This window comes from Roseateles sp. P1_C6 (assembly GCF_056406315.1).
This window is the reverse complement of record NZ_JBFUAK010000001.1, coordinates 310314-325691: the sequence shown is the minus strand read 5'-3', so window position 1 is coordinate 325691 and position 15378 is coordinate 310314. Positions and strand designations below refer to the sequence as shown.

Genomic DNA, 15378 nt, shown 5'->3' with positions numbered 1-15378 from the left:
GTGCATATGCCGCAATCGCCCCCGTAAAGAAGCCAGCGGCCTGCCCATGAAAGAATGGACTCATGACGACCCGCCCCCAGCCCGACGCGCGCGACGCCTACCCCCGCTTCGTGCCCCTGACCACCCGGTGGATGGACAACGACGCCTACGGCCACCTGAACAACGTCGTCTACTACAGCCTGTTCGACACCGCCGTGAACAGCCTGCTGATCGAGGCCGGCGCGCTGGACATCCATGGCGGCGACGTCATCGGCCTGGTCGTCGAGACGCATTGCAACTTCTTCGAGTCGCTGGCCTTCCCGCAGCGCATCGAGGCCGGCGTGCGCGTGGCGCAGCAGGGGCGCTCCAGCGTGCGCTACGAGATCGGCCTGTTCGCCGAGGGCGCCGCCAGCTGCGCCGCGCGGGGTCATTTCGTGCATGTCTACGTCGACCGCGGCAACCGCCGGCCTGTGGCCGAGCTGCCGGCCGCCTATCTTGAAGCTCTGAAAACCCTGACGCCATGAGTCGTTTCGATCACCCCACGCCCGAGCAGACCGCCGCCGTCGACGAGGCCATCAAGACCCGGCACTCGCTGCGCGCCTTCCTGTCCACGCCGGTGCCGCGCGCAACGATCGAGGCCATCCTCGAAGTGGCGTCCTACGCCCCGTCCGGCACCAACACCCAGCCCTGGCAGGTGCATGTGCTGACGGGTGAGGCGCTGACGCGCGTGGGCGGCCGCATCCAGGCCACCTACCTCGACCCCGCGCAGAACGCCGCCAGCAAGGAGGAGTACGCCTACTACCCCACCGAGTGGCGCAGCCCCTACATCGACCGCCGCCGCAAGGTCGGCTGGGACTTGTACGGCCTGTTGGGCATCGCCAAGACCGACAAGGCGCGCATGCAGCACCAGCATGGCCGCAACTTCATCTTCTTCGACGCACCGGTGGGCATCTTCTTCACCATCGACCGCGTCATGCAGCAGGGGTCGTGGCTGGACTACGGCATGTTCCTGCAGAACATCATGGTGGCGGCGCGCGCACGTGGCCTGCACACCTGCCCGCAGGCGGCGTTCACTCAGTTCCACCGCGTCATCGCCGAGGAGCTGCAACTCAGCGAAGAGCAGATGCTGGTCTGCGGCATGTCGATGGGCTTTGCCGACCCGGCGGCCGTCGAGAACAGCCTCGTCACCGAACGCGCGCCGGTGGCCGAGTTCACACGCTTCCTGGACAACTGATGGCGCTGCACGGTGCCGAACTCGGCGTTGCCTGGGCGGCCCCCTTCGCGGGTCTGCTGATGTCCATCGCCGTCATGCCGCTGGCGGCGCCCGCCTTCTGGCACCACCACTTCGGCAAGATCGCCGCGGGCTGGACGCTGGCACTGCTGGTGCCATTCGCGCTGGCCTTCGGCGCGGCGGAGACCGGCGGCGTGCTGGTGCACACGCTGGTGGAGGAGTACCTGCCCTTCACCATCCTGCTGGGCGCGCTCTACACGACGGCGGGCGGCATCTTCATCCGCGGCAACCTGCACGGCAGCCCGGCCTTGAACAGCGGCCTGATGCTGCTCGGCGCGGTGCTGGCCAGCTTCATGGGCACGACTGGCGCGTCCATGCTGCTGATCCGCCCGCTGATACGCGCCAACGACAACCGCCGCCACAACGCGCATGTCGTGGTGTTCTTCATCTTCATCGTCAGCAACGTCGGCGGGTCCCTCACGCCGCTGGGCGACCCGCCGCTGTTCCTGGGCTTCCTGCAAGGCGTCAGCTTCTTCTGGACGGCCGGCCAGTTGCTGCCCGAGACCATCTTCCTGCTAGCCACGCTGCTGGCCGTGTTCTGGGCCATCGACAGCTGGTACTACCGCAAGGAAGGCATCACGCGCGCCGACCCCACGCCCGACGCACCCAAGCTGGGCCTGGAAGGCGTCATCAATCTGCTGCCGTTGGCAGCGGCCGTGGGCCTGGTGCTGATGAGCGGCACCTGGAAGCCCGGCGTCGTCTTCGACCTGTGGGGCACGCCGCTGCCGCTGCAGGCTCTCGTGCGCGACCTGGGCCTGGTCGCGGTGACGCTCGCGTCGCTGTGGCTGACGCCGGCCGGCGTGCGCGAGAAGAACCGCTTCAGCTGGGCGCCGATGGAAGAGGTGGCCAAGCTCTTCATCGCCATCTTCCTGACCATGGTGCCCGTCATCGCGATGCTCAAGGCCGGCTCGGCCGGCGTGTTCGCGCCGCTGGCGGCCATGCTGACGGGCGGCGACGGCCAGCCACTGCCGGCTGCCTATTTCTGGCTGACCGGCGGCCTGTCCTCCGTGCTGGACAACGCGCCCACGTATCTGGCCTTCTTCAACCTCGCCGGCGGCGATGCGCAGGCGCTGATGGGCGCAGGCGCGCCGGTGCTGGCGGCGATCTCGGGCGGCGCCGTGTTCATGGGCGCGATGACCTACATCGGCAACGCGCCCAACTTCATGGTCAAGGCGATTGCCGAGGAGCGTGGCGTGAAGATGCCCAGCTTCGGCGGCTATCTGCTGTGGTCCGGCGCGGTGCTGTTGCCGCTTCTCTTCATCATGGCGCTGATATGGATGCACTGAAACCCAAGGTCCTGGTGGCGCGCCGCGCGCCGGCCGCCGTGATCGACAAGCTCGCGGCTCATTTCGAGCTGGACTTCCATCAGGGCGAGTCCCCTCTGAGCCCCGACGAGCTGCGCACGCGGCTGCAGGGCAAGGTTGGCGCCTACATCACTGGCACCGAGCGCATCACTGCCGATCTGCTGGCGGCCTGCCCGGACCTGCGCGCCGTCTGCACGATGTCGGTCGGCTACAACCACATCGACCTGGCCGCCTGCACCGCGCGCCGCGTGCTGGTGACCAACACGCCCGATGTGCTGACCGAGACGACGGCCGACTTCGGCTTCGCGCTGCTGATGGCCACGGCCCGGCGCATGAGCGAGGGCGAGCGGCTGCTGCGCGATGGGCGCTGGAAGAGCTGGTCCTGGGACTTCCTGGCCGGCTCGGACGTCTACAACTCGACGCTGGGCATCCTGGGCATGGGCCGCATCGGCCAGGCCATCGCGCGCCGCGGCCGCTTCGGCTTCGGCATGAACGTGATCTATCACAACCGCTCGCGGCTGCCGGCCGACACCGAGACCGAACTCGGTGCGCGCTACCTGAGCAAGGGCGAGCTGCTGCAGCAGGCCGACCACCTGGTGCTGGTGCTGCCTTACTCGGCGGCGTCGCACCACTGCGTCGCCGCCGCCGAGATCGCGCTGATGAAGCCGACGGCCACGCTGATCAACATCGCCCGCGGCGGCATCGTCGACGAGGACGCGCTGGCCGCCGCGCTGCGCGAGCGCCGCATCGCCGCCGCCGGCCTGGACGTGTTCGAAGGCGAGCCGCGCGTGAACCCCGCGCTGCTGACGCTGCCCAATGTGGTGCTGACGCCCCACATCGCCAGCGCCACCATGCCGACCCGCCTGGCCATGGCCGGCCTGGCCGCCGACAACCTCGTCGCCGCGCTGACCGGCGCGACGCCCCCGACACCGCTGAATTCTGAAGTCCTGCCGCTGTGATCAAACCCCTGCTGTTCGCCCTCGTCCTCGCGCCCACGCTGGCTTTCGGCCAGTCGCTGAAGAACAAGATGCCGCCCCCGGCGCCGGCGCCCGTGGTCGAGGACAAGACGCCGCGCGACCCGAACAAGTTCGCGGCGCTGTCCATCCTGGGCGACAGCGTGCAGCTCCTCAGCCTGACCCCCGCGCGCGGCGACACGGTGCAGTCCGGCGAATGGACCGCCAGCCCCGCGGGCGGGCTGGACAACGCCGTGCTGCAGGCGCTGAACGAGGCCGTGAAGGCGACGAGCGACAAGCGCGAGGTCAAGCTCTACACGTCGACCACGCGCAGCCTGTTCGGTGACCCAGCCAACCTCTTCGTCGACGGCAAGCTCAGCCTGCCCGGCAAGCTCGGCGATGCGGTGCGCCAGAGCGGCGCGGCCCACCTGCTGCTGGTCACGCGCAGCCGCCAGGAGCCGGCACTGGCCGCCGTGCTGCCGGCGCGCATCCTGACCACGCTGGAAGGCCCGGGCTTCGTGCTGGACCAGCGCCCCGGTGCGCAGATCGGCTTCGATGGCCAGCCGGCGCTGCCGGTGCTGGCGCCCTATGTCTCCATCCGCGTCGCGCTGATCGACCTCAGCGACCTCAGGCTCAAGCGCGAGCAGTCCCTGGCTGTTGCCAGCCGGCTGCCGGTCACGCGCGAGGGCGCTGCCAACCCCTGGGCCGACACGACGGCGGAGCAGCGTGTGAAGGCGCTCGAAGCCCTCATCGAAGCCGAGCTGCCGCGCGCGGTGAAGAGCCTGGTCGCGCCCTGATCAATCCAGCGCCGGCAAGGCCTTGAAGACACCCGTCGGGTCGTAGCTCTGCTTGACCTGGCGCAGCCGGGCCAGGTTGGCGCCGTAGTAGGCCTCGGCCGGGCGGGTCAGCAGGCCGTCCAGGTAGTTCACGTAGGCGCCGCCGCTGCTCCAGGGCTGCATGGTCGTGCGCATGCCGTGCGTCCAGCTCGCGGCTTCGTCCAGCGTCGCGGCCGCCGTGCCGGCCGGCAGCTCGGCCAGGTATTGCGCGCTGAACAGCGCGCGGCGATGCGCGAAGGCCGTCGCATCCGGCGCCACGCGGGCGATGGCGCCGCCCATCAGGTTCAGCAGCACGGCGCCCGCGCGGCCACTGTCGCGGCGCAGTTGCATGGCCGTGCGCAAGGCCTCGATGCCGGCGGCGTCCAGCGGCGCGTCGAAGAAGTCGGAGCTGGCCGCCATCGCCACGCGGCCCAGCACGCCGCTGGCGTTCTGGCTGGGCAGGTGGCATTGCGCGCGGCTCAGCGCGGCGCAGCCGCCCAGCATCACGTCGCGGTAGCTGCGCGCCTGCATCGCCGCGTCGGCCGGTGTGCGGCCCGTGCGCGCCAGCAAGGCGCTCCAGTGCGGTTGCACGAAGGCCGCGTCGCCGATGGCGATGCCCCACAGGCGCAGGCCCTGGCCCGACAGCGCGAGCTGCGACCAGATCGCGTCCGGCATCGTCTGCGGCCAGGCCTGCCAGGCGGCCAGCACCGCTGGCAGCTCGGCGAGCGTGAACGTGGCGCCGAACTGCGTCAGCGGCGCCACCGCATGCGTCTGGAAGGTCAGCGACGTGACCAGGCCCACCTGCCCGCCACCGCCGCCGCGCAGTGCCCAGAACAGGTCCGGTCTCAGCGTGTCGCTGCAGTCCAGCAGCTGGCCGTCGGCCGTCACGACGCGGGCCGACAGCACGCTGTCGCAGCTCAGGCCGTGCGCCCGGTCCAGCACGCCGACGCCGCCGCCCAGCGTGATGCCGGCGATGCCGACGCTGACGCAGCTGCCCGACGGGATGCAGCGACCGGCGGTGATGAGGCTGTCGTAGACGTCCGACAGCTTGGCGCCCGTGCCGACGGTGACCCGGTCGCCATCCAGATGCACCGAATCCAGCGTGCCCATGTCGATGAGCAGCTGGCTGCCGCTGCTGGCGCCCAGATAGCTGTGGCCGCCACTGCGCGCCGTGAACCCCAGCTGCTGCTGGCGGGCGAAGGCCAACGCCGCCGTCACGTCGGCGCTGCTGGCGCAGCGCGCGATGGCCTGGGGCTGCAGCGTGTCGTAGCGGGCATTGGCGGCGCGTGCGTAGCGGTCGAAGTCCGCCTGCCCGGGGCGCAGCAGCGGGCCCTGCAACTGGCCGGCGAGGCCGCCCCAGTCCGTGCCGCCAGCCGGTGGTGCCGGGCTCGGTGCCGGCGCCGGCGAACCGCCGCCACCGCAACCCGCGGTCCACGCGGCGGCGCCGCCCAGAGCCAGGAACTGTCGCCTCTCCATGGTGCCTCCTGTTGCTACCAATAAAAGACCAGACCGCTGACTTTATGTGATACCAGTGGCATACCAATGAAAGCGCTCCCATCACGGGAGACAATGGCTGGCATGAGCCTGATCGACGTGTTGCTGCTGGGTTTGCTGGCCCTGATCCTTGTCCTGCTGTTCCTGATCTGGGCTCGTCAAAAGGCGCAAGGCGTGCCACCCGAACTGCTGCAGAGCAATGAGCGGCTGGAGCGCGAACTGCGCGACGAACTGGGCCGCAGCGGCAGCTCCACACGGCAGGAACTGGTGCAAGGCCTGGCCCAGTTCCAGCAGCTGTTGACGCAAGGCCTGCAGGGCAGCAACCAGTCCCTGGCCGCACAGGCCCTGGCCGCCCGTGAAGCCCAGGACGCCGCCGCGCAGCGCAGCGCCCACAACCTCACCGAATCCATGCAGCGCCTGGCCGACGGCATGCGTGAGCAACTGCAGGCCATGTCGACCGCCAACGACCAGCGCCTGGCTGAGCTGCGCCAGACGGTGGAGCAGCGCCTGACCAGCATCCAGCAGGACAATGAGAAGAAGCTGGAGCAGATGCGCGCGACCGTCGACGAGAAGTTGCACGCGACGCTGGAGCAGCGCCTGGGCGAGAGCTTCAAGCAGGTGGCCGAGCGGCTGGAGCAGGTGCACAAGGGCCTGGGCGAGATGCAGAACCTCGCGCGCGACGTCGGTTCGCTGAACCGCGTGCTGACCAACGTGAAGACGCGCGGTGTGTTCGGCGAAGTGCAGCTGGCGGGCCTGCTGGACCAGGTCTTCACGCCCGAGCAGTACGCGTCCAACGTGGCCACGCTGCCGGGCTCCAACGAGCGCGTCGAATTCGCCATCTCGCTGCCCGGCCAGCGCGATGACGGCAAGCCGCTGTGGCTGCCCATCGACGCCAAGTTCCCGCGCGAGGACTACGAGCGGCTGCTGGACGCGCAGGAGCGCGCCGACGCGCCCGCGGCGGAGTCTGCCGGCAAGGCCATCGAGAACCGCCTGCGCCTCGAAGCCAAGACCATCCGCGAGAAATACATCGGCCCGCCGCATACGACCGACTTCGGCATCCTGTTCGTGCCCACCGAAGGCTTGTACGCCGAGGCGCTGCGCCGCCCCGGGCTGATGGAGGGCTTGCAGCGCGAGCACAAGGTGATGCTGTGCGGCCCCACCACGCTGCTGGCCACGCTGACCAGCCTGCAGATGGGTTTTCGCACGCTGGCGCTGGAGAAGCGCTCGGCCGAGGTCTGGGAGGTGCTGGGCGCCGTCAAGACCGAGTTCGGCAAGTTCGGTGACGTGCTGGCCAAGGCCAAGAAGAAGCTGGAGGAAGCTGGCAACACGCTGGACGCCGCCGAGGTGCGCACGCGAGCGATGACGCGCAAGCTCAAGGGCGTGGAGGCGCTGCCCGATGACGCGGCGCAGCGCATGCTGCAACTGGACAAGTTGAGCGACGCGATCGAGGACGCCGAGTGAGCGCCGGCGCGGGCAAGCAGCAGAACCTGCGCCACGCCTTCCCGTGGCTGATCGCGACGCTGATCTGCGTGCACGCCTGCATGGCCGTCACGCGCGTGACGGCCAGCCTGTGGGTGCTGAACCGCGGCTATGGCGAAGCGTCGGTGGGCCTGCTGCTCAGCCTGTTCGCCGTCGCGCCCATCGTGTTGTCGCTGTGGGCCGGCCGGATGGCCGATACGCATGGCTTTCATCGCCCGGTCGGCATCGGCGTGCTGATGGCGGGCGTCGGCGCGGTGCTGGCGTTGGCCGTGCAGCAGCTGTGGGCCATTGCCATCGGCTGCCTGCTGTGCGGCGGGGCGGTCGCCGTGGCGGCCGTGGCCATGCAGCGCGAGGCTGGCTTGATGGCCGACGAGCCGCGTGAGCTCAAGCGCGTGTTCAGCTGGATGGCGCTGGGCCCGGCCATGTCCAACGCGCTCGCGCCCGTCATTGCCGGCTTGTTGATCGACCATGTCGGCATGACGGCGTCCTTCGGCTTCGCGGCGCTGCTGCCGCTGCTGGCCTGGGGCCTGGCGCAGAAAGTGCCGAGGCACCTGCCCGAGCCGTTCACCAAGAGCTACCGCGAGCCGGCGGCCTGGCGGCTGTTCCGCCTGCCGGCCTTCCGCCGGCTGATCCTCGTCAACCTGGTGCTGTCGTCCTGCTGGGACGCGCACAGCTTCGTCGTGCCCGTGGTGGGGCATGCGCGGGGTCTGTCGGCCTCCAGCATCGGCCTGGTGCTGGCCAGCTTTGCCGTCGCCGCGACCTGCGTGCGCCTGGCCATCGTGCGCTTTGCCGACGACCTCGACGAGGCCAAGGCGCTGCGCGCGGCCATGGTGCTGGCGATGCTGACCTTCATGGCCTACGCATGGCTGCCCGGCACGGTGGGGCTGATGTGCGGCTCGGCGCTGCTGGGCATGGCGCTGGGCTCGGTGCAGCCCATGATCATGGCCATGCTGCACCGCGTGACGCCGGCCGAGCGCCACGGCCAGGCGTTGGGCCTGCGCATGCTGACCGTCAACGGCGCGACGGTGGCCATGCCTGCGGGCTTCGGCATGCTGGCCGCGGCGACCGCACTGGTCGCGCCGATGTGGCTGATGGCCTCGCTGCTGCTGCTCGCGCAGTGGCCGGCGCGCAAGCTTTAGCGTCCCCGCGATTGCGGGCCATACCCGGCGCCACCAGCCGATAGCATCCGCCGCAGGAGGTGGGCCATGCGCAAGCGGATGTGGCTGGTGGCCGGGATGCTGGCGGCGACGGCAGCGCTGGCCCAGGTGGACGAGGAGGCGACGGAGGATTCGGCGACCGTGCTGATGCCCGCCGCCGACGCTCAGGCGCTGCTGGCTCAGCCGCTGCCGGCCGAGCCGGCGGCGCGGCTGGCGTTGCTGCAGCAGCAGGTGCGCGCCGCGCAGTCGCTGGAGCAGCGCGGCCGCTGGGTGGAACTGCTGGCCGAGCTGGCCAAGTTGTCCAGCGCGCAGCCGGGCGGCGAGATCTGGGTGCGGCAATACCTCAGCGCCGAATTCGTCTGGGGCAGCTCCGGCAAGGGCCTGACCGCGGCGGATGCCTACGCCAGCGACACGTCGCTGGGCCTGCCGCTGCGCGCCGCGGCGGCGTTGCGCCAGGTCTATGCGCTGTCCCAGGCCAAGGACCGCGCGCAGCTGGACCGCATGTGGTCGCGCGCGCAAGGGCTGACGAAGCAGGCGCTGGAGGCCATGGGCAGCGGCGACCCCGCCGGCGCGCTGCGGCTGCAGGTGGACCGTTTGCAGGTGCGCTCCGAGATCGAGCGCTGGGATGGCCGCCTGGCCGACGCCGTGGCCACGCTGCGCGAGGCCGTGCGGCTGGCTCAAAAGGGCGCCGAAGAGGCGCGCCGCGCACCCGGCGGGCTGAAGAGCCTGCGCGACCCCGCCGCGCTGGACGCCTACGGCTGGTACGACGGCTCGCAAGGCATGCTGACCTATGCGCTGGTGCGCCAGGGCCGCGCGCCCGAGGCGGTGCAGATCGGCCAGACCAACCTGGCGCTGTGGCGCTCGGGCCAGCTCAACGACGCTTTAGGTGCGCGCTGGAGCTACCGGCTCGCGCAGGCCCAGGTCGCGTCGCGCCAGTACGCCGCGGCACTGGAGAACGCGCAGCGCTCCGACGACATGCTGCAGCGCGCCGGTGCCGGCGCAGCCAGCCATGCACGCTGGCTGGCGCGCCAGGAGCAGGTGCGCTCCCTCATCGGCCTGCGCCGCTGGGACGAGGCCGATGCCTTCTACCGCGAGTTCCTGGGCAGCCTGCCGGCCGACAGCCTGGCCCGCGACCGCGCCAGCGACTGGCGGCTTCGCGCGCTGCTGGCTGCCAAGGCCGGCCGGCTGGACGAGGCGCTGGACACCGTGGAGCGCATCCACCGCCTGCGCCTGCGGCTGTACGGCGAGGCCCACCCGCAGACGCAGGAAGCCGCCGGCGTGCGCGCGCTGGTGCGGCTGCTCAAGGGCGACATGGCCGGCGCCTGGGGCGACTACCAGCCGCTGTTCGTGGCCCTGCTGGACACGCCCGGCGGTTGGCTGGACCTGGACCTCAGCGGCGCGCGCGGCTTCGTGCTGGGGCTGGCGTTCGACGAGTTCCTGCGCGAGGTTGCCGCCCGCGCCCAGCGGGGTGACAAGCTCGAGCCCAGCTGGGTCGACCGCGCGATGCAGGTGGCCGACCGCATGCAGACCGGCGCCACCCACCGCGCGCTGGTGGACGCCAGCGCCCGCGTGCTGGCCACCACGCCTGCGCTGCGCGGGTTGCTCGAAGAGGAGCAGACGCTGCGTGCCGCCGCCGCCGCCCGGCACAGCACGCTGTACGCGACGCAGGGCGAGGAGGATCGCGTGCGCCGTCGCAACAACAGCGACGAGACCAGGGCCCAGCTCAAGGCCTTGCCCGATGCCGAGCGCAAGAAGCAGCAAAAAGTCCTGGCCGACGAGCTGGCCGCCGTGCGCGAACAGGTGCGCCAGCAGCGCGAAGCGGCACAAGCCGCGCGCGAGGCGCTGACCGCGCACCGCGAGCGCGTCGCCAAGGCCTACCCGGCCTATGCCGACCTCGTCACGCCCACGCTGCCCGCGCCCGCCGCGCTGCAGAAGCTGTTGTCGCCCGGCGAGGCGCTGCTGGTCGTGCAGCCGCTGGAAACGGCGACGCTGGCCTGGCTGGTCACGCCGGGCTTGCCCACGCGCTTCACGGCGTCCGCCATCGGCGCGGCCGGGTGGGCGGACAAGGTCGCGCAGATCCGCGCCGCGCTGGACCTCAGCACCGGTCGGCCGGCCACCGTGTCCGCTCAGACGGTCGCGGCGCTGCACGACGTCTGGCGCGAGCTGCTCGCGCCGCTGCAACCCGGCACCGACGTGAGCAGCCTGCTCGTCGCGGCCGATGGCGCACTGGCGGCCATGCCCTTCGCCGCTGCGCTGACGGCGCCCGAGCCCGGCGCCTTCCTCGCGCGCCGCATGGCCGTCACGCAGTTGCCGTCGGCCGGCGCGCTCTACGCGCTGCGCCGCGCGGCCGCGCCGCCCGCCGCGGCCAAGGCCTTGTTCGGCGTGGGCGACCCGCTGTTCAAGTCCAGCGCCAGGGCCGGCCGTGCAGCACTGGGCAGCGGCGCGACGCAGTACGACGCGGCCTGGGGCTTCAGCTATGGCGACATCCCGGCGCTGCCCGAGACCCGTGCCGAGCTGACCGCGCTGGCCAAGGCGTTGGGCGCCAACCCACAGGCCGACCTGCTGCTGGGCGCCGCCGCCACGCGCGAGGCCGTGCTGGCCGCACCGCTGCTGGACCGCCGCGTGGTGGCCTTCGCCACGCACGGGCTGATGCCCGGTGAGCTGCCCGGCGTCTCCAAGCCCGCGCTGGCCCTCGCGCCGGGCAAGGAGGCAGGCGCATCGCCGCTGCTGGAACTGGACGACGTGCTGACGCTGCGCCTGAACGCCCAGGCCGTGCTGCTGTCCGCCTGCAACACGGCCGCGGGCGAGCAGGGCGGGGCGGCCATGTCGGGCCTGGTGCGCGGCTTCTTCTTCGCCGGCAGCCGTTCGGTGCTGGCCACGCACTGGTCGGTCGAGACGGCCTCGGCGGCCGCGCTGACCTCGGCCACGTTCTCGGCCAAGGCGCCGCGCGCCGAGGCACTGCGCATGGCGCAAGTGAGGATGATCGAGGGAACTCTCGGTGGCGGCCGCTGGACGCATCCGTTCTACTGGGCGGGATACGCGCTGTTTGGTGATCCGTCCCGGTAGGAGTTGGCCATGAAGTCCCTGTTGATGATGTTGTTGCCCCTGCTGTGCTCGACCGCGTTCGCGCAGCAGGCCTGTGAAGTCATGGCCGTCAGCGGTGAGGCCCAGCGGGTCGACGGCAAGGCCCTCGTTGCGGGCGACAAGCTGGACGTCGGCACGACGCTGCGCACCGGCGCCGCCGGCCGTGTGCGCCTCAAATTCGTCGACGGCTCGGTGCTGGTGCTGGCCGACAAGAGCCAGCTGCGCATCGAGGCCTTCAGCGCCGGCCCGGCCAAACCGCGCGAGGCCGAGCTGCTGCTGGAGCTGGGCCTCATCGGCCAGCGCGTGAACCCGTCGGCCGGCGGCAGCTGGAAGGTCCGCACACCCACTGCCGTGACCGCCGTGCGCGGCACCGAGTTCACGGTCGAGGTGGGCGACGACCGCGCGACCGCCGTGCTCGTGAAGTCCGGCGAGGTCGACGTCGAGCCCGCCGGGCCGCAGACCCGCGGCATCAAGCCGCGCTACCCGGTGCGGCTGGCGAAGCAGCTCAGCGGCACGCGCTGCGATGCCAAGGAATGCACCGAAGCCATGGGCTGGACGGCCGACAAGGTGCAGCGCGTCGAGCAGCGCCTGGGGTCGCTCGATTGAGGCGCGGCCTGGCCTATGCGCTGATCGCCTTCGCCGCCGCGCTGCTGGGCGCTGCCGTCTGGGCGCTGCGTGCCGACGTGGGCGTTTTCTCGCGCCTGGATCACGGCTCCCTGGACATGCAGACGCAGTGGCGCGGCCCGTTGGCGCCCGGCCGCGAGCCGTCGCTGCTGCTGGTGCGTGTGGACGACGCCGCGCTGGAGGCGCTGGGCGGCCGTGTGCCCGACCGCGCCGAGATCGCCCGCGCGGTGCAGGCGCTGCAGGACGGCGGCGCGCGCGCCATCGCGCTGGACATCCTGCTGCTGCCCGGCGGCGGTACACCCGCGGCCGACGCGGCGCTGGCCGCGGCGATGAAGGCCGGCGCGCGCACGCTGATCCCCTTCGCGCTGCCGGACGAAGGCACCGCCGGCGCCACGGCCGCGCCGGCACCGGTGCTGGCCCAGGCCCTGCTGGGCTATGACAACGACGCGGCGCTGGCGCGCAGCGAGGCGGACTTCTACCGGCCGCGCCGGCTGTTGGCGCCCGAGGCTCGCCTGGCTGCGGCCGCGGCGGGTCTGGGCCATGTCAGCGCGCACCGCGAGGCCGATGGCAGCCTGCGCCACGACCTGCCGTTGCTTCGGCTGAACGGCGAGGTCTACCCGGCGCTGGCGCTGCGCCTGGCGGCGTTCGCGCGCGGTGCGGACTGGCGTGCGGCGCGGGCCAGCTTCGGCCGCGACGTGAGCGTCGGCAGCGCGCTGAGCGTGCCGCTGGACGGGCTGTCGCGCCTGGGCGTGAACTACTACGGCCCGAGTGGTCACTTCGACGCCATCGGTTTCACCGAGCTGCTGGCCGGCAAGGTGGACGCGGCCACGCTGCGCGGCCGCGTGGCCGTCATCGGCGTGTCGGCGCTGGCCGCGGGCGACCATCTGCCCACGCCTTTTGACGCCGATCTGCCCGGCATGGAGCGCCTGGCCACCGTCACCGACAACCTGCTGACCGGCCGCAGCCTCGTTCGCCCGACGTGGGGCGGCGCGGCCGAGCTGGCGCTGATCGTGCTGCTGCCGCTGGCGGCCGTGGTGCTGCTCGCGCGCCGGCCGCTGGGCCAGGCGCTGGCACTGATCGCGCTCGTGGCGCTGCTGCTGCTGGCGCTGGCGCAATGGGCGTTCGAGACCCGCTACCTTGTCTTCTCGCTGGCGCCGCCGCTGCTGGCGCTGGCCGTGGCGACGTTGGGCGCCAGCGCCCTGCGCGCCGGCGTGGAGCAAGGCCAGCGCCGCATCGCGGCGCGGCGCCTGGCGGCCAGCGAGCAGCGCTACGCGCTGGCGGCCCAGGGCGCCAACGACGGCCTGTGGGACTGGGACCTGACCAGCGGCGAGGTCTATTACTCGCCGCGCTGGCTGGCGCTGATGAGCCTGTCCGCCGCCGAGGCCGGCCATGCCATCACGGCCTGGACGCTGCCGTTGGAGCCGGCCGCGCGCAACGCCTTCGACGCCGAGCTGCAGGCCCACCTCGACGGGCACAGCCTGCAGTTCCACCATGTGCTGCATTTCAACCAGGGCGGCCAGGAGCGCTGGCTGCTGGCGCGCGGCCTGGCGGTGCGCGAGGACGGCAAGCCGGTGCGCATGGCGGGTTCGCTGACCGACATCTCCGAGAGCCAGCGCCTGCAGCGCCAGATCAGCTTCGATGCGCTGCACGACCGCCTGACCGGCCTGGCCAACCGTCTGCTCTTTCGCGAGCAGCTGACGCAGTTGCTCAGCGGCGTGCCGGCGTCCGAGACCGGCCTGCTGCTGCTGGGCCTGGACGGCTTTCGCGCGTTGAACGAGGCCCATGGCCCGGTGGCGGGCGATTCGGTGCTGACCGAGCTGGGCGGGCGCCTGAAGGCCGCGTTCGGCGCGCGTCATCTCGTGGCTCGTCTGGGGCCTGACCAGTTCGCGCTGCTGCTGGCCGGCGGTGACTCGGCGGCCGAGCTTGCGCGCCGCGTGCAGGAGCTGCTGGCGCAGCCCTTTGGCGAGCAGCGCCTGCAGGTCTCGGCCGGCATGGCCTGGGCCCAGCGCCGTCACGGCCCCGTCAGCGCCGATGAGTTGATGGCCGCCGCCGAGGGCGCACTGGCCCGCGCCAAGACGGCCGGGCCGGGGCAGACGCATGAGTTCGACCCGGCCGAGCAACTGGTCGAACAGTCGCGCCGCTGGTTGCGCGACGCCATCGACGCGGCGCTGGCCGCGGGCGACCAGTTCGAGCTGCACTACCAGCCCTTCGTGCGCCTGTCGGACAGGGCGCTGCTGGGCTTCGAGGCGCTGATCCGCTGGCGCCACCCGAGCAAGGGCTTGATCATGCCGGGCGACTTCATCCCTGTCGCCGAGGCCAGTGGCCAGATCACGGCGATCGGCCGCTGGGCCTTGCTGGAGGCTGCTGCTCAACTGCGGCGCTGGCAGCCGCTGGGCTTCACGGGTGAGGTGGCAGTGAACCTGTCCGGCGTGCAGCTGGAACGCGACCTGGAGCTGCTGGCAGACGCGCGCGCGACGCTGGCCGCGCTGGGCGACGTGCCCACCCACCGCCTCAAGCTCGAAGTCACCGAGAGCATGGCCATGGCCAACCCGCAGCGCAGCGCCGAGGTGCTGCGCGAGCTGGCACGCATGGGCTTCAAGCTGAGCATCGACGACTTCGGCACCGGCTACTCGTCGCTGGCCTATCTGCACCGCTTCCCCTTCGACACGTTGAAGGTGGACCGCAGCTTCGTCATCCGCCTGGCGGCCGGCCGCGAGGCGCAGGAGATCGTCCGCACCATCGTCGGCCTGGCGCTGGCGTTGGGCAAGCAGACGCTGGCCGAGGGCGTCGAGGACGAGAACCAGGCCCAGCTGCTGCTGGACCTGGGCGTGCAGGTGGGGCAGGGCTGGTTGTTTGCGAAGGCGCTGCCGGAGGCGCAGGCGACCGCGGCGATCAAGAGCACGCCGTGGCGGCGCTAGGCCACCGTCGATCGTCCGTGGCGGCCCGCTGCCGTCAGTCCCTTCGCTCGAACCACCGCGACCGCAGCAGTGCCACCGCGTCGCCCTCGGTGACATAGAGAGTGGGCTGGCTGGCGTCGAACTCGTACAGCCGCCCGCTGGCCACGCCGCGCACGACCACCGGGGCGCTCGCGCGGTAGTGCACCAGCACGCGCCGCTCGGCCGGCCCGGCCGCTGCGCGCGGGGGCGCGGTGTTGGTGGCCTGGCGCAATGCCGCACGGCCTTGTCCACAACATCCCAT

12 protein-coding genes are annotated in these 15378 nt (G+C 71.7%); 10 read left to right on the top strand and 2 right to left on the bottom strand.

The window, feature by feature from the left end:
* Positions 1–62 precede the first annotated feature (62 nt).
* From AC1D29_RS01220 to AC1D29_RS01200, 5 genes are read left to right on the top strand one after another with little or no spacing between them, the layout of a single operon-like run.
* Positions 63–503 carry an acyl-CoA thioesterase gene (locus tag AC1D29_RS01220; RefSeq protein ID WP_477893947.1) on the top strand — a complete coding sequence of 147 codons (441 nt, stop codon included), beginning with the start codon at positions 63–65 and terminating at the stop codon, positions 501–503.
* Positions 500–1213 carry a nitroreductase gene (locus tag AC1D29_RS01215; RefSeq protein WP_477893945.1) on the top strand — a complete coding sequence of 238 codons (714 nt, stop codon included), beginning with the start codon at positions 500–502 and terminating at the stop codon, positions 1211–1213. Before AC1D29_RS01220 ends, AC1D29_RS01215 begins: the two co-directional genes overlap by 4 nt.
* Positions 1213–2556, top strand: coding sequence for a sodium:proton antiporter (locus tag AC1D29_RS01210; RefSeq protein ID WP_477893943.1), 1344 nt, complete (start codon positions 1213–1215; stop codon positions 2554–2556). Before AC1D29_RS01215 ends, AC1D29_RS01210 begins: the two co-directional genes overlap by 1 nt.
* Positions 2544–3533 carry a 2-hydroxyacid dehydrogenase gene (locus AC1D29_RS01205; protein WP_477893941.1) on the top strand — a complete coding sequence of 330 codons (990 nt, stop codon included), beginning with the start codon at positions 2544–2546 and terminating at the stop codon, positions 3531–3533. The genes AC1D29_RS01210 and AC1D29_RS01205 overlap by 13 nt, the downstream gene beginning before the upstream one ends.
* Positions 3530–4324, top strand: a complete 795-nt coding sequence (locus AC1D29_RS01200; protein WP_477893939.1) for a hypothetical protein — start codon at positions 3530–3532, stop codon at positions 4322–4324. Before AC1D29_RS01205 ends, AC1D29_RS01200 begins: the two co-directional genes overlap by 4 nt.
* Here the strand turns inward: AC1D29_RS01200 and AC1D29_RS01195 are convergent, their stop codons facing one another.
* Positions 4325–5818, bottom strand: a complete 1494-nt coding sequence (locus AC1D29_RS01195) for an FAD-binding oxidoreductase (RefSeq protein WP_477893937.1) — start codon at positions 5816–5818, stop codon at positions 4325–4327.
* 102 nt (positions 5819–5920) lie between these two features.
* Between AC1D29_RS01195 and AC1D29_RS01190 the strand changes: the two genes are divergently transcribed.
* The 5 genes from AC1D29_RS01190 (at position 5921) to AC1D29_RS01170 (ending at position 15098) form a co-directional block, all read left to right on the top strand.
* Positions 5921–7297 carry a DNA recombination protein RmuC gene (locus AC1D29_RS01190; RefSeq protein ID WP_477893935.1) on the top strand — a complete coding sequence of 459 codons (1377 nt, stop codon included), beginning with the start codon at positions 5921–5923 and terminating at the stop codon, positions 7295–7297.
* Positions 7294–8454: an MFS transporter gene (locus AC1D29_RS01185; RefSeq protein WP_477893933.1), complete on the top strand. Its 1161-nt coding sequence runs from the start codon at positions 7294–7296 to the stop codon at positions 8452–8454. Before AC1D29_RS01190 ends, AC1D29_RS01185 begins: the two co-directional genes overlap by 4 nt.
* A 66-nt stretch (positions 8455–8520) precedes the next feature.
* A complete protein-coding gene (locus AC1D29_RS01180; RefSeq protein WP_477893931.1) occupies positions 8521–11538 on the top strand; it encodes a CHAT domain-containing protein in 3018 nt (1005 codons plus the stop codon).
* A gap of 9 nt (positions 11539–11547) precedes the next feature.
* Positions 11548–12162: a FecR family protein gene (locus tag AC1D29_RS01175; RefSeq protein ID WP_477893929.1), complete on the top strand. Its 615-nt coding sequence runs from the start codon at positions 11548–11550 to the stop codon at positions 12160–12162.
* The gene (locus AC1D29_RS01170) at positions 12159–15098 is read left to right on the top strand and encodes an EAL domain-containing protein (RefSeq protein ID WP_477893927.1); all 2940 of its coding nucleotides are present in this window, start codon (positions 12159–12161) and stop codon (positions 15096–15098) included. The genes AC1D29_RS01175 and AC1D29_RS01170 overlap by 4 nt, the downstream gene beginning before the upstream one ends.
* A 34-nt stretch (positions 15099–15132) precedes the next feature.
* Here the strand turns inward: AC1D29_RS01170 and AC1D29_RS01165 are convergent, their stop codons facing one another.
* Positions 15133–15378, bottom strand: coding sequence for a hypothetical protein (locus AC1D29_RS01165; protein ID WP_477893925.1), 246 nt, complete (start codon positions 15376–15378; stop codon positions 15133–15135).

Coding starts and splice junctions, on each gene's coding strand:
- AC1D29_RS01195 (WP_477893937.1), bottom strand. CDS start 5,818: ATGGAGAGGCGACAGTTCCTGGCTCTGGGCGGCGCCGCCGCGTGGACC.
- AC1D29_RS01190 (WP_477893935.1), top strand. CDS start 5,921: ATGAGCCTGATCGACGTGTTGCTGCTGGGTTTGCTGGCCCTGATCCTT.
- AC1D29_RS01180 (WP_477893931.1), top strand. CDS start 8,521: ATGCGCAAGCGGATGTGGCTGGTGGCCGGGATGCTGGCGGCGACGGCA.
- AC1D29_RS01215 (WP_477893945.1), top strand. CDS start 500: ATGAGTCGTTTCGATCACCCCACGCCCGAGCAGACCGCCGCCGTCGAC.
- AC1D29_RS01220 (WP_477893947.1), top strand. CDS start 63: ATGACGACCCGCCCCCAGCCCGACGCGCGCGACGCCTACCCCCGCTTC.
- AC1D29_RS01210 (WP_477893943.1), top strand. CDS start 1,213: ATGGCGCTGCACGGTGCCGAACTCGGCGTTGCCTGGGCGGCCCCCTTC.
- AC1D29_RS01175 (WP_477893929.1), top strand. CDS start 11,548: ATGAAGTCCCTGTTGATGATGTTGTTGCCCCTGCTGTGCTCGACCGCG.
- AC1D29_RS01165 (WP_477893925.1), bottom strand. CDS start 15,378: ATGGGATGTTGTGGACAAGGCCGTGCGGCATTGCGCCAGGCCACCAAC.
- AC1D29_RS01205 (WP_477893941.1), top strand. CDS start 2,544: ATGGATGCACTGAAACCCAAGGTCCTGGTGGCGCGCCGCGCGCCGGCC.